This is a genomic window from Pseudoalteromonas sp. GB56, from assembly GCF_054923835.1.
Map to the genome: position 1 here is coordinate 19715 of NZ_JBPCHK010000003.1, position 14532 is coordinate 34246.

Genomic DNA, 14532 nt, shown 5'->3' on the forward strand with positions numbered 1-14532 from the left:
AATATGAAACAGTCAGAACGTAAACGATTACAAATTATCAATGCAGCGGAAATGTTGTTTGCACGCGATGGTGTACAAGGCACGAGCATGGACGTGCTGGCACAACAGGCCGAAGTCTCTAAGCGCACAATCTATAACCACTTTGCAACTAAAGAAGAGCTGTTGTCCTGTGTGTTAGAGCACATGATGTCGCAAGTAGACCAAGGTGACGAGTTACACTTCTATGCCAACAAAGATATTGCTGAGCAACTTAAAGCCATTGCTATGAGTGAAGCGCGCCTGCAAACCTCTGAATCACTGTTGAAAATTGCTCGCGTCACTTTTATTGAGATGATCACCAACCCCGAGTTTTCGCAGTTGATGGCAGCGAATAAGATTGGTTGTATGCGCTACTTTGAAGTGTTTTTACGCGACGCGGTGAATGCGGGTGTACTGGCGATTGAGCACACTGAATTTGCTGCGCAGCAGTTTATTTACCAGCTTAAATCTTTCATTTTCTATCCAAAGTTATACAACATAGACAACGCCGCGGGTGGCGATATCGCGTTTATCGTTGAGCAAACTGTGGCGATGTTTTTAGCGCGCTACCAAAAGTAATACAGTGAGCGTGCAACACGTGCTACTGAATCTGGTGGTAGTGCGCGCGCTTATTGATGTACATTCTCTGATCCGCTATGTGCATTAGGTCTTGAATGGTGGAAGCATCGTCATCATAGACCGCGTAACCGATACTGACACTCAAATCAAAATTAAGTGCTTGATGTATATAAGGTTGATTCATTTTGTCTTGAATGCGCTGTATCACCTGATTGATAAAGAGTGGCTCTGGTAAAGGCGCAACAATTAATGCAAATTCATCACCACCGATGCGGGCAACCGTATCAGAAGCACGCGTTGCCGACAGCAAGCGGTTCGCTGTTTCGATTATTGCCGCATCGCCAAATTGATGACCATGTTGGTCATTCATCGTCTTTAAGCCATTCATATCCACCATGAAAATAGCGCACAACTCGTTGTCATGTAAGCGGTTTAGATGCAGTTTATGAAACCTATCCATAAACAACGCGCGATTTGGAAGTCCGCAGAGGCTGTCGTGCGTAGCCAAATAATATAAATCGTTGCTGGTGTGCTGATGAGCGAAATATAACGCAGACGCGATAACATCACTGAGCAGGTTTAATACCTCAACATCATCGTCGCAATAGTTGTTTTCTCTGTGTGACATCACTTTGAGCACACCGACGGCAGCGTCATCGTAAAACAATGGAATAACTATCATCGAGCGCACGCCTAATGCTCTTGTTGCGTTTCTATCGACGCGCTCATCTGTTTCTGTGTCTTGGCAGTGCTGACTTTGTCGAGTACGTACGCACAAGCCAGACAAACTTCTTTGCTGGTCTAAACGCAGGCCTAAAAAGTCTTTGGCGATACCCGATGCGGCGCGATAGACCATATCACCGTCTTCTGCTAACTCTATCGCAGCGCCATCTGAGCTAGTGAGATTAAGGCTATGGGTAACGACCTGATCCATCACCTGGGCGAAATCTAAGCCTTGTTTAGCGATGGCGGATTGAATTCGAATAATTTCAAGCAGTGTTTCTTTTTCTGGCATGTTTTTCAGTTGTTTGCACCTCACATATTGATAAAAGTTTAGAAGAGGTTGGGTAAAAATTCCTGCTATTGGCTTTGTATGTATAGCAATTTGGAAGATTCCTAACAGATAGTCGCTAATACAAAATTAAGCACTACTTAAAACAGATATTAGATAGTCTAATATAAATCGTAGTGATAATGATTCTCAACTGTATTTACATTTTATTTTTTTAATTTACAATGCGTCACAACCTTCTGTGAATACTAGAGAATCATAATGTCAAAGAACAATGTATTCGGCTCAACAGCTTTACTGAGCACGCTAGCTTTAACCATTTCCGCTGCGCATGCGAATGACGCAAACTCTCAAACCAATGCGAAAACGGCAGTTGAAAAAGAGAAAGAAGCCATCGAACTCATCGAAATCCATGGTGTGCGTAATTCTATCTACAACGTTAAAAAATCGGGTGATGCACGTCGCCTAGTAGATTTAGTGGATATGCCCACTACTATCACCGTACTGACCAAAGACCAAATCGAAGAGTCTGGCCGCTCGGATTTAAAAGAGGTGCTGTCTACGCAAGCTGGTGTCACCCTAGGTACGGGTGAAAATGGTAATGCATTCGGCGACCGATACATTATTCGTGGACACGAAGCACGCTCAGACGTGTTTGTAGACGGTCTTCGCGACCCAGGTATGAATACGCGAGAAAGCTTCTCGGTAGAGCAAATCGAAATTACTAAAGGCCCGAGCGCAACCTTTGCTGGTCGCGGTTCATCGGGTGGTGCGGTAAACAGTATCACCAAAAAAGCATCGCTGGGTTATGACTTTGGCCGAGTTGATGTGGGTGTAGGTAGCGACAACTACGTGCGTGCAGCTGTGGATGTGAACACCCCTCTGACTGACAACTTTGCCACGCGTATCAACATCATGACGGCGAAAGAAGATGCCCCTAAACGTGATGGAGCTGAGCGCGAACGACAAGGTATTTTGGCTTCTGGTTTGTATGACAACCTCGAAGATCTGAAAATCTGGACTGACTTCTATTACCTCAACGCTGAAGATGTGCCTGACCTAGGTTCTACTATGGTTAATGGCGAAATCATTGAAGATATCCCGGTTTATGCACAAGAGGGAGACTTCCTTAATTCAGAAGCAGCTTCGGGTACATTGCGTGTTGAATATGAAATCAATGACACGTGGAAAATCTACAGCATCACTCGCTACGGTAAGACGGATAATGGCTACCTAGCAACGAGTGCAGGCGGCACCACTGGCTACTTCACTGAAGAAGACGCGAATGATCGCGTTAATGGCTTTGGTACCTTCACGTTCGGTTCGCACTCGAATTATCAAGATGTAGAACACTTTGCCACGCAATTGAATCTTTTCGCAGAATTGAAAACAGGTTCAGTCGAACACAAGTTCCTTGTTAGCGGTGAATACGCTGACTATTCGGTACTCAATGGTCGTTATACTGATATTGGCAGTGTTTCAGCGCCAAATTGTTGGACAGCAGGGCGTGGCGGTGTTGGCCAAAACTTCTGTGCGATTGACGCTGATGGCAATACAGCAACGAACCTAAACAACATTATCGACCGCTCGCAAGCAGTAAAAGGCGATTTTAGCTCAGACTATAGCTATGAAGTATCGGCACTGTCGTTCATGGACACGATGCAAGTGACCAAAGACTTGATGCTTTTCGCCGGTATTCGTATCGATAACTACGATTACAGCAATTTAACCAATGGCCGCAATGGTGAAGCCCTGTATGAATTTTCAGACACCCTGACCAATGGTCACTTAGGTCTGGTGTATGAAGTGGTCGACGACATCAACTTATACGCGTCATACGGTAGTGCAACAAATATCAATGGCGGTGAATCTGATGTGGGCGGCAACTGTGGTTACGGTGGCGTATGTACAGATTCAGAGGGCAGTGCTAATGCGGAACCAGAAACGGTGCGCAACCTTGAGTTTGGTACCAAGATGTCGCTGAATGACGAGAGCCTGTTTGTGCAGCTCGCAGCATTTCGCCTAACCAAAGACGACATCATGGAAGGTGCGGGCAGTGGTTATGAAGTAACGGGCGCGCTAAACACGGGTAAGCACGAAGTGAAAGGCGTTGAAATTGCCGTGAATGGCCAGCTAACTGACGAGCTCAGCATCCAAATCAGTGCAGCGAAGATGGACTCTGAAATTCTAGAGTCTGCGTCGAATCCAGAAAGTGTGGGTTTACCCTTGGCATTATTTGCTAAAGAAAGCCTGTATGCTCAAGCGCGTTACCAGTTAACAGAAGATTTTGCTTTTGGTGGCGACGTCACTTACAAAGGACGTATGACGGGTGGCCAACCTGACACGGGTTCAACAGGCCCAGAAGTGCCTTCGTACACGGTTTATAACCTATTCGCGACTTACAACTTTAGCGAAAACCTGACGACGCGTGTGAACTTTGGTAACGTATTCGACAAAGAGTACTACACCTCTACATATCGTGCGCCTAAGTTTATGTACATTGGCGACCGTCAGTCTATTCGCGCAACCGTTACTTACGAATTTTAAGGGAAATTAATCATGGTCTTGATCGAGCAATTGCTAACAAAAGCAGAAGTGCACACCTTTCGTGAGCACCTCGGTCAAGTGCCCTGGTTAGATGGCAAAGGCACGGCGATGGGAATGGCCGCTGCGGTTAAAAATAATGCACAGGCGGATGCCAACGACGAGGTGGTTCGTCAATTGACCAACTTACTGTTGGCCAAATACGGTGAAAACCCGAAATTGGTATCGGCGGTGCTGCCACACAAAATCTTTCCACCGTGTTTTAATCGTTATGCTCAAGGTGAAACGTATGGCTTTCATGTTGATGCAGCGATAATGCGTGTTCCCAACTCAACAGATGTACTGCGCTCTGACATGTCGATGACGTTGTTTTTATCAGAGCCTGATGAGTATGAGGGGGGAGAGTTGGTGATCCAAACCGAGTTCGGAGAACAGCGGGTTAAGCCGCAAGCCGGCGATGCAGTAACCTACCCGTCGAGTAGCTTGCACCGTGTTACACCGGTAACGAAAGGTACTCGTATAGCGGCCATTACATGGATGCAAAGCCTCGTTGCCGATACCCATATTCGCGAAATCCTGTTTGAGCTGGACCAAAGTATCCAGCAATTACTGCAAAACGAATCGGTATCGCGGGAGCAACTCGATAGTTTGCATCACGTCTACCATAACCTAATTCGTAAACACACCAGCATCTAGTAAAGTGAGCGAGTGTATAAATTTAGAAAAGGAGCCTTTGAGCTCCTTTTTTGTGTTGTTTCCTGTGGGATACACACCCGCCATTGTAAGTTGGCATTGTTTTAGCGTTAGTTGCTTGTTAACTTAATAAAAATATTAGAAAAATTAACCACATCCCTATTCAAGTGGTGATGAGGAGGGGTGATACTTTATTCACACCCGATGCAGGAGGCAGTCCGTGAAAATATTCAATGGTTCTCACTTTTTAAAGTTACTGCTACTTTTCGCCGTGACGAGCTTTTCTGTTGGTTGCGCAGTAAAGTCTGTCGCCTCATATGATGAAATTACGGATAAGAATGTCACGGCATTACAGCGAAAATTTGAAACATTTCTTATAGGGCTCCAAACAAGTGAAGGATTACCTGAGTGTGCCTACAGCGCCAATGCCGCTTTTTACAGTGATGCACAAGTGGATTTAAGCTCCATCAAAATCAGGGCCGAGGCCATACCTAAAAATGAGCTCACTACCGAACAACTCACTTTGCTCGCAAACAGTTTAAGTAACCTAGAGCTGTTGCATCGCATTAAAGAGAAAAAATCCAAATCCAGTGGTGGGCTTAAGTGTTTGTCAGCCGACGAAATAACCCCGTTAAGATCAGCATTTAATTCAAGTTTCACCGCGATTTTGAAGTTGGAACTAGCTAAAAAACGTAATTGATAAGGAATAATCGAATGTCCATAAATGCAGCCGAGTTGGCAGGGGATATGTTGGGTGCGATGCGCGGCGTTTTGTCAGATAAATGGCCAAATATCAGAGAGTATGGTGAGGCAGAAGCGCACAAGTTGGCGCAATCTCTGTCGAAAATTCAGGCCTTAATTATTGCGGGTGAAATTGATGAAGAAGAAGCATCATTGCATTTTGCCATTCAAAAGAATACCAGTGAAACTGTGCTGATTACGCTTACTGGATTAAGTGCTTTGGCCATTGAGCAAGCGCTAAACGCGGCTTTTGATGTGATTAAAGACGCTGTAAATACCGCGCTGGGATTTACGCTAATTTAAATTTAGAAATAATTTTTTCAGGTTGAAATGCCAAGCTTGCAAGGCATGTGCTGGTAACTAATTGTATTAATTAGTTGTTATAAAGTGACTACGCGGGCCAGTTTATCCTGATTTCGAAATCGTTAAGGTGGCATGGCGATGTAAGCGCCTTCATTGTTAGAGATACCCAAGCATGTGTACTAGACTTTAGTTGTTCGTTGCAAATACAAGTACCGTATTTGCTGAAGCATCTTTATTAAAAAGGTGGTGTTATGAAGTCTAAAATAATGGCTGTATCCAGCTTCTTTTTGGCCTTGTCTGGTAGTGCAATTGCTGATCATTCTTGGGGCGACTATCACTGGGCAAGAACCACAAGTTCATTCGATCTTATTATAATCAACAGTACGACACCGGATTGGGATGGCTACGTGAGTCAGGCTGTAAGTGATTGGTCAGATTCCTCAAAGCTCAATATGATTGAGGATTTATCCGGGGATAGCAGCAGCCGAACCCGGCGTAAATGTAATGCTCCCGATGGTATGGTGAGAATATGCAATTTGGCGTATGGTCAAACCGGCTGGTTAGGGATCGCTGGAATTTCTCTGGATGCTCAAGGGCATATCACCAGAGGCTATACCAAGCTCAACGACACCTATTTTGCGTCTGGTTACTACAACAATGATGTTTGGAAGCAAAGCGTCACCTGCCAAGAGTTGGGCCATAACGTCGGCTTGGATCATCAGGACGAAGACTTCAACAACACCTCCCTATACACCTGCATGGATTATCAAGACCCACCTTATGCGTATCCTAACGCCCATGACTATGAGCAACTCGTCAGCATGTATACGCACACCGATAGTTATGATTCTTATATAGGAGGCGGTAACAGTGGCGGTGGTGATGGGGGTTGTAACGCGCCAAAAGGCAAGGGCTGTAATAAGTCAGACATAGGTAACAGCAACAGCGAGATTGGCTGGGGTTATTCACTCGGTCGCCGCGGGAATTCGGAAACTTTTATTCGCATAGACCCGGATGGCACGCGCCACCTAACCCATGTTACTTGGGCTAAAGAGCATGAGGAAGACCATGAGCATTAGTGCAAAGGACTAGTCACAGAACTGTTCGAGAATATACACTGACAAAAGCCACTAAAATTAGTGGCTTTTGTTTTATTAAATACTGGTTGTTTAAGCGAGCCAATCATTGTCTATTGCATCCACGTTGTTACAGTGCGGCTCAATCACAAGAGACATAGCTTTTTTGGCGCAGAGCTCAATTTCACAGTGTCATGCTCGTATGACTTATTACTGTTAGTAGATGAAGGTACAGAGATTGAAAGACAAATCACCTAATTTGGAACACTCACAAGAGCGTGTGGAACAACGAATAGGGAATGTTGCTCTCGTTGTTGAAAATTACGATGACGCCATTGCGTTTTATACGCAGAAATTAGGGTTTACTCTGATTGAAGACACCGACTTGGGTGGTGGAAAGCGTTGGGTGCAAGTGTCTCCACCTAATTCAAATGGTACAAACCTTCTGTTAGCTCAAGCAAATTCACCCGAACAAACGCAAGTCGTGGGTAATCAAAGTGGTGGCCGTGTGTTTTTGTTTCTACAAACCAATGACTTTTGGCGAGACTACCAACGAATGAAAGACAACGATGTGATATTCAATGAAGAGCCACGTATTGAACAATACGGTACGGTCGTGGTATTCCAAGATTTATACGGCAATAAATGGGACTTACTGCAATTAAACGGCACAAGGCTTGAGTAAATTTAGTCTCGCTGTTTACATTTATTTAACTTGTAACAATTTGAAAAAGTTAGACTTTATTTCTTTTTAGGGTAATGTTTTTATTACGTGACTACCTTGTTAGGTTTTGTCTCATCCTATCCAGAAAAGGAATTTAGATTTTGAAAATACTCGTGTCTTGCCTATCGTTACTCTTGTCTTTTGCATCTTTGGCAGCAGATGAACAAGCCATCCAAAAAGAATTAAGTGGACCGCCTGAGGTAGTTGTTAAATTGCCAGCGTCATACGCTGTTGATAAAACAAAGCGCTATCCCGTTATTTATGTACTAGATGGCAATCTAAACATTGAGTTAGTGAGCAGTATGGTGCAGCGTTTAGCTGACTCCAATGGTGGTTATGAACACATTGTGGTCGGAATAGAGCCCAAAAATCGCTTAGATGATTTTGCGCCGACCGTGAACTTAGACCCAAGAGGCCCGGTGGGAGCGGGTGGCGGAGCTAATAGCTTACTTAACTATTTCGAAGCTGAACTTATTCCTAGCATAAACGCCAAATATAGGACGAATGACACCAAATCGATTGCGGGCCACTCCATCGCGGGTTTGTTTGTTATTCATGCTTACCATTCGCGCCCAACCTTATTTCAAGCACACTTAGCGTTTAGTCCTGCAGTATGGTGGGGAGCCCGTGAGACTGCACAATCGGCCAAACACTATGTTACTTCCGCTCAGCAAACAGGCAGCTTTTTATACCTTAATATTGGCAGTGAAGGGGGTGAAATGCGTGAGGTGTATGACGACCTGGCGAACACCATCGCCAGAAACCGTTCAGTTGATTTAGTACTGTTATTAGACGCATTCGATGATGCTGATCATGATTTCACTATGGCTGCTGGTTTATACAATGCGTTAACGGGATTGTATAAATACCAGCAGGACGAAGGCATTTAGTTTTATTATTTATCTACAAGGTGGGTGCTAGGCGCTGACTCTGGCATGCTGGAATAGTTCATAAGCGTCGTGTATGCCCTGTATGAACATTTGCGTTCCAATAATTGTAAGAATCAGTCCCATTAACCGTGTAGTGATACTGATGCCATCCGCACCGACTTTTTCTACAAGCTTGGCACCGTTTAAAAAACAAACACAGGTGATTAGGCATAGCACTGCAAAGGTAACTATGGTCACTATTATGTGGATAATGCCCCCTGAGGCCGAATAGTTCATGGCCGTGGCTATTGTACCTGGGCCGGCCAAAATAGGTAATGCGAGCGGTGAGATGGCGATGTCTTTGTCTTCATCTTCATCATTCGTTGCCTCTGCGGTGTGAGCATGTAACTTCGACGACTGCCCTTGCAACATATGATAGCCGACGATAAACACTAAAATACCGCCTGATAATCGCAGTGCTGGTAGGGTGATCCCAAAGACTTCAAATATTCCTTTACCCAATAAACAAAACGCTGTGATGATAAAAAATGTTGTAGTAAGGGCTTTAAATGTGGTTTTTCTGCGCTGAACAGGTGTTTGGTTCGCGGTCATGCCAACAAATACGGCGGTATTGGCTATGGGATTCATCATGGCAAAAAATCCCATAAATACGGTTATAGCCAAGGTGGTAATATCATGCATCGTGTTGCCAACGGATTTATCAAGTAGATTAACGAGTGAAATAGTAGCTTACTCATTGTAATCAATAAAGGAACAAATCAAACAGTCAGTGCCAGATTCAAAAGGCGCTTAAGGTGGGCACCTAGTGAAGCGCTTGCCAAAAGGCCTCTCCTAGTACTCTGTTCACTTCTTCTGCTGACGTGTGTCCATTGCAAATTGCTTCAATTGCTACCTCATAAAGCGTTCGAGATCCTGTTTTTGCTGCTATTTTTCGTAACGTAGATGTGTCTTCACCTGCCCTAATCGCGTCCGCCAGTTGGTGAGTCATCGTAATTATTTCAAACAAAGGCATTCGTCCCTTGTAACCGGTTTGTTTGCATTTTTCGCACCCGACGGCAGATTTGATTTGTAACTTGGGAAAGACAGTGTTGAAGCGTTGCCCTTGTGTATCATTTGCTAATGGTCCTACTGTGCTACAAGACGAACAAAGCTTTCTGACAAGTCGTTGCGCAGCAACTCCTTTAAGTGTGTCTGCAACAATGGGCGGGGGTACTCCTAACCCCATCAATCTGGGGATTGTGGTGATGGCATCACTTGTGTGTAATGTGGTCATAACGAAGTGGCCAGTAATTGCAGCACGAAATGTCATGTCAGCTGTTTCTTCATCACGAATTTCACCCATCAATATGACATCAGGGTCTTGTCGAAGGATACTTTTTAGCGCCGCAGAAAACGTGAGGTTTTGTGCAGGGTTTATACTTACTTGAGCAATACCGTCAATTTCATATTCAACAGGGTCTTCGACTGTAACGAGACACTTTTCAGGGGCGTTAAGCTCCTTGAGAGCCGCATATAAAGTACTTGTTTTACCGGAACCTGTTGGTCCAGTGATCACAAATATACCTTCGCTATTTAACAGTAAACGCTTTAATGATTCTAATTCTTTTGATTGAAGTCCAATCTCTTCAATGGAATTGACAACCGACTTGATAAGCAGCCGAATAACCACTTTTTCTCCACCTTGTACTGGCAAAGTAGAGACTCGTAAGTCAACGTCATGACCGCGCATTTCGAGGCTCACACTGCCATCTTGGGGGATCATTTTTTTTGCAAGGTTAAGTCGAGCTATGGCTTTTATACGTTGAATTATTGGTACCAAGATGGGCGCAGGAACCTCAGAAATAACGCGAAGCATGCCGTCAATGCGATAACGTACAATGCCACCGTTTTGATAAGGCTCGATATGAATATCACTTGCTTTCATCAAAAAGGCTTCTAGAAACATTTCGGAGACTATTTTTACGATCGCAGAATCGGTGGATTGATGATTTTTCTTATTTGAGTCTAGTGAGGATTTAATAACGATATCTTTTTTAGAGTCTAGATCGTTGTGGTAATACTTCTCTATCCATTCATTGATTATTTCTGGGGATGCGAGTCGCGTTTTGACATGAAATGTGGTTAAAAATTCCAGCATTGACTCCATGTCTCTATCAAATGGGTGAGGGGAGGCGACTGTAAGTTGCCCATCGCTAAGATCGAGTGGAAAAATAGTGTACTGCTGAGCAAATTTGCGCGGTACGTAATGGAGCAACTCCTCATTCATATTCACTTTTATTTTTACAGTGTCTAAATCATAGTGCTTCGCTATCATTGCGGTAAGTGTGACAGCATCTACACCGATTATTGACTCTGCGCTTTGCCATGCCGATAAGGGCGATTGGTCATCAAACTCGTGCTCGGTGAGTGTTCCATCTATGACTGCATGATCATTACAAAAGCGCTGTAGCCATACAAAGGCCATTTGATTTCTTTGATTTTCGGTGCTGTCGAACATTGTTAATCCATGATTATTTTGTCGTCTCTGGCATCGAATGTGATGCTTGAATTTCCGTGAGGAATACTCAGACGAAAATGGTTATTAGTGATTTTTTCATAGGATATATCCATAACCGAGGCAATGGCGCTGGGCACTGTGTCTGGCAGTTCTCCGTAGGTAATTCGGTAATGTTCTACGTCCTCAGCGACCATTAATAGCGCGACTGAACTACCCGTTTGATAATCTCTGTCATTTGTTACGGGATGACTATCAACTCCCATAAAGAACGTTTTGGCGACCATAAAGCCGAATAAAACACAGATGACATAGGACACCCAATTAGGGATGTAGATTGAGACGGAACTGCCCCTTTGCCGACCTTCTCCCTGGGCCTCATTCATCGCATTCGCTATATTTTCTTCCCACCGCTTAGTTGTTGAAATCATTGTATTGCTCTCCAAAAAGTCTTAGTGATGGCCATGCTGTTGATTTTGGTGGTTTTCCGGATGCTTGACCCAACCAGGAGGCCAATTGAGTTGGTTTCCAGCTGTGCTCCCTTGTTGCTGGGTAGTTGGTTGTCCAGTCGTTTGGTCTGTTGTCTGTGCAGCCGTTTGATCTGTTGCTTGTCCTGTGGTTTGGTCGGTAGTTTGTCCTGTAGTTTGTCCTGTAGTTTGTCCTGTAGTTTGTCCTGTGGTTTGATCGGTGGTTTGGTCGGTAGTCTGCCCTGTTGTTTGGTCAGTAGTCTGCCCAGTGCTTTGGTCAGTAGTTTGCGCCGCAGTTTGAGAACTGGTTTGTCCAATGGCTGGATTAGGAGGTTGGTTTACGTTGTGGTGTAGCTCATAGGGTGAGACTAGCGCAATCATCATTATATCTGGAGTAACAAATGCATGCTTGAACTCTGCAACGTGGTCTACTGCATTAAGTACTTCAATTCCATTTTGATCAGTAGCCCTTAAAAATAAAACAGGGAACGCTTGACCTCCAGTAAACTGGAAATATCCGGAATGGTTAACTAATTGCGCAGAGAACTCTATGTTATGCCGTTGTGAGAATTGGTTGGCTAGGCCAGATAAATAGGAAGGGGCAAGCCCGAAATCAGAGCTTGATAGCTCAACATGGTTATTTAAAATTTCAGGATTTCTCGCACTGACATAAGAGTAGGCTGAACTAATTGCATGAATTCTATGCAATATTTCTGCTGCTTTCGCTTCGTTTACATAGCGTTTGTAGCTCGGTAAGGCTATGAGCGCGAGTATCCCGATGATAGAAATAACAACCATGAGTTCAATTAATGTAAAGCCACTGCGATTATTGAGGTGAGTATATCGCGATGAATTTTGTACCATTTATAAGTCCAGTTGATGTGAGGTAAAATTATTCCTAAAGTGTATACAAGATTACAAATATTTCCTCTTTTCAGTACAGTAAACAAAGCTTTGCCTTCTCTAGTTGGTATTTATTTGAGTATTACTAATAAACAGAGAACGCTGCTAATATTCGAACTTAATCAAAGGAATAGTCATATTTTTTTCCACTAATCTCGCATTAGTATTTCAGTGCATATCAATGCCTAAGGGCATCTGTAATGAAATTTGCTCACCGAGGGAATTATCAGATACAGTCTTTGTCATTGCTCTCAATAGCAACGAACGTTGTCAGACAGTGTAAGAGCAAGGTTGTTGCTTACTGTATTGAAATTTGGAGAATGTATGATTGACCACCTCAGCACCTATGCTACTAATTACTCAGCCACAAAGGCCTTTTATGAAGCTGTCTTTGCACCGCTAGGTTATGAAATCCAAATGGAATTTGTTGCATCTTGGAATGAAGAATTTCCAACGCAACGTATGTGCGCGTTAGGACCAAAAGAATCAGCCGATATTTTGGGTAATTGAAACCAAAGAGCCATACACGCCCCGTCACACTGCGTTTTCGGCACACTCACGGGTTTTGGTGGAGCAGTTTTATAATGCGGGCATGCACGCTGGTGGCCAGGACAATGGCGCCCCTGGTGTGCGGCCCATGTATCACGAACATTATTATGGCGCGTTTTTAATTGATCCTGATGGCAATAATGTTGAAGCGGTTTGCCATACCCCAGAATAAGCGGCTTTTGAGTGTTATGCGAAATACACAGGTGTAAGGAATGTCCATAGATAAAGTTGTTATTGTAACGGGAGGCGGTCGGGGCATCGGCGCCGCAACCGCTAAGTTACTCGCGCATCAAGGTTACGCAGTATGTGTTAACTATCGTAGCGACCAAAAGAGTGCTGATGCCGTCGTTAATTACATAACCAAGGCTGGTGGTCGCGCTTTCGCTTGTAAAGCGGATGTATCGAACCAATCACAAGTGGCAAACTTATTCAAAGACACCCAAGATCTTTTTGGTGAAGTGACTCATTTGGTCAATAACGCGGGTCGCCTATTTCCTCAAAGCAAATTGGTGGATATGGATGTTGAACGCTTCAACACTATCATGCACTCGAATGTGACCAGCTGCTTTTTGTGTTGCCGTGAATTCGTAAAACAAAATAATCACGGGGGCGCAGTAGTGAATGTTTCTTCTGCAGCAGCAAGAACAGGAGCGCCGTTTGAATACATTGACTACGCGGCGTCAAAAGGTGCGATGGACTCCTTAACTAAGGGGCTGTCCTTGGAGCTGGCTGCATCAAAAATACGGGTGAATGGGGTACGTCCTGGGTTTATTCAAACCGATATGCATGCGGATGGCGGAGAGCCGGAGCGAGTTAAGCGTATAGCGCCGCAAATTCCTCTTCAACGCGGTGGCACACCCGAGGAAGTTGCAAGTGCTATTGCTTATCTATTGTCAGATGCCGCTTCCTATATCACAGGCTCATTCATCGATATCGCTGGCGGAAAATAAGCAACGCCTCATACCTCGCAAGTAATTCTCATATTTAGTCCCTTTATAAGCGGCGTCGATTATCTCTTGTCGGTGAATTATGACGGCCAAACTATTCGTTCGACTGTGACCAATTCAGCTAATAATAAAGAAGCATCAGCTTCAAAATCCGTTGCAGCCAGTGGCTGTGAAGACACCATCCTGTTGGGCATTATTGACAGAAGAACCACAGGTTCGCTGCAAGTGAGTGAACTTACTGTTAATGGTGATGCGTTGGCAGGCGTATACAGTACCACTCAAAACTATGCATTTTGGAAAATATCAGGGGTAGATATACAAAATGTGAGTGTTGCAGCAACCGTGAATAATTCACCTTGGGACAGCAACGAAAATGACAAAGTTGAAATTCAGCTTGGATGCTGGAACGGCTGATCAGTCATAGGTAACAGAGGTTCATTTCCAACCCAAATCAGAGCTGCGCCGCGGCTCTTTTAACCCATTTCGACCGTCAATAGCAGGCTATACAAGTCACAAATACGTCTGCGGTGCCTTTTAAACTCAACCTATTAGGTTACAGGCGAGCCGGCAAAATTTCATAGTAGAAAACAAC

15 protein-coding genes and 1 pseudogene are annotated in these 14532 nt (G+C 44.2%); 11 read left to right on the forward strand and 5 right to left on the reverse strand.

Going from position 1 to position 14532, the window contains the following annotated elements:
* Positions 1-3: 3 nt before the first annotated feature.
* Positions 4-597 carry a TetR/AcrR family transcriptional regulator gene (locus ACH19P_RS15475; protein WP_462159499.1) on the forward strand — a complete coding sequence of 198 codons (594 nt, stop codon included), beginning with the start codon at positions 4-6 and terminating at the stop codon, positions 595-597.
* A 22-nt stretch (positions 598-619) separates the two neighbouring features.
* Here ACH19P_RS15475 and ACH19P_RS15480 read toward each other — a convergent pair whose 3' ends face one another.
* On the reverse strand, positions 620-1612 hold the full coding sequence (locus ACH19P_RS15480) for a GGDEF domain-containing protein (protein WP_462159500.1): 993 nt from the start codon (positions 1610-1612) through the stop codon (positions 620-622).
* A 258-nt stretch (positions 1613-1870) separates the two neighbouring features.
* On the opposite strand from ACH19P_RS15480, the gene ACH19P_RS15485 reads away from it, so the two are divergent.
* From ACH19P_RS15485 to ACH19P_RS15515, 7 genes are all read left to right on the forward strand, one after another.
* A complete protein-coding gene (locus ACH19P_RS15485; RefSeq protein ID WP_462159501.1) occupies positions 1871-4156 on the forward strand; it encodes a TonB-dependent receptor in 2286 nt (761 codons plus the stop codon).
* Positions 4157-4168: 12 nt separating this feature from the next.
* A complete protein-coding gene (locus tag ACH19P_RS15490; protein ID WP_462159502.1) occupies positions 4169-4849 on the forward strand; it encodes a Fe2+-dependent dioxygenase in 681 nt (226 codons plus the stop codon).
* Between the two features lie 217 nt (positions 4850-5066).
* Positions 5067-5546 carry a hypothetical protein gene (locus tag ACH19P_RS15495; RefSeq protein ID WP_462159503.1) on the forward strand — a complete coding sequence of 160 codons (480 nt, stop codon included), beginning with the start codon at positions 5067-5069 and terminating at the stop codon, positions 5544-5546.
* Between the two features lie 14 nt (positions 5547-5560).
* Positions 5561-5890, forward strand: coding sequence for a hypothetical protein (locus ACH19P_RS15500; protein WP_462159504.1), 330 nt, complete (start codon positions 5561-5563; stop codon positions 5888-5890).
* A 251-nt stretch (positions 5891-6141) separates the two neighbouring features.
* Positions 6142-6969 carry a hypothetical protein gene (locus ACH19P_RS15505; RefSeq protein WP_462159505.1) on the forward strand — a complete coding sequence of 276 codons (828 nt, stop codon included), beginning with the start codon at positions 6142-6144 and terminating at the stop codon, positions 6967-6969.
* Between the two features lie 235 nt (positions 6970-7204).
* Positions 7205-7651, forward strand: a complete 447-nt coding sequence (locus tag ACH19P_RS15510) for a VOC family protein (RefSeq protein WP_462159506.1) — start codon at positions 7205-7207, stop codon at positions 7649-7651.
* A gap of 140 nt (positions 7652-7791) precedes the next feature.
* Positions 7792-8580, forward strand: coding sequence for an alpha/beta hydrolase (locus ACH19P_RS15515; RefSeq protein ID WP_462159507.1), 789 nt, complete (start codon positions 7792-7794; stop codon positions 8578-8580).
* A 27-nt stretch (positions 8581-8607) separates the two neighbouring features.
* Here ACH19P_RS15515 and ACH19P_RS15520 read toward each other — a convergent pair whose 3' ends face one another.
* The 4 genes and pseudogenes from ACH19P_RS15520 to ACH19P_RS15535 form a co-directional block, all read right to left on the reverse strand.
* A complete protein-coding gene (locus tag ACH19P_RS15520; protein ID WP_462159508.1) occupies positions 8608-9261 on the reverse strand; it encodes a MarC family protein in 654 nt (217 codons plus the stop codon).
* Positions 9262-9382: 121 nt separating this feature from the next.
* Positions 9383-11077, reverse strand: coding sequence for a GspE/PulE family protein (locus tag ACH19P_RS15525; RefSeq protein ID WP_462159509.1), 1695 nt, complete (start codon positions 11075-11077; stop codon positions 9383-9385).
* A gap of 2 nt (positions 11078-11079) precedes the next feature.
* Positions 11080-11505, reverse strand: coding sequence for a hypothetical protein (locus tag ACH19P_RS15530; protein ID WP_462159510.1), 426 nt, complete (start codon positions 11503-11505; stop codon positions 11080-11082).
* A gap of 764 nt (positions 11506-12269) precedes the next feature.
* Positions 12270-12405 (reverse strand): annotated as a pseudogene (locus ACH19P_RS15535) (type IV pilin protein); the annotation flags it as partial.
* Between the two features lie 363 nt (positions 12406-12768).
* Here ACH19P_RS15535 and ACH19P_RS15540 point away from each other — a divergent pair.
* The 3 genes from ACH19P_RS15540 to ACH19P_RS15550 all read left to right on the forward strand — a co-directional run bounded on the left by ACH19P_RS15540 (position 12769) and on the right by ACH19P_RS15550 (position 14354).
* Positions 12769-12954: a hypothetical protein gene (locus ACH19P_RS15540; protein ID WP_462159511.1), complete on the forward strand. Its 186-nt coding sequence runs from the start codon at positions 12769-12771 to the stop codon at positions 12952-12954.
* A gap of 257 nt (positions 12955-13211) precedes the next feature.
* Complete coding sequence (locus ACH19P_RS15545; RefSeq protein ID WP_462160185.1) at positions 13212-13943, forward strand: glucose 1-dehydrogenase; 732 nt, start codon at positions 13212-13214, stop codon at positions 13941-13943.
* A 66-nt stretch (positions 13944-14009) separates the two neighbouring features.
* Positions 14010-14354, forward strand: coding sequence for a hypothetical protein (locus ACH19P_RS15550; protein ID WP_462159512.1), 345 nt, complete (start codon positions 14010-14012; stop codon positions 14352-14354).
* Positions 14355-14532: the final 178 nt, after the last annotated feature.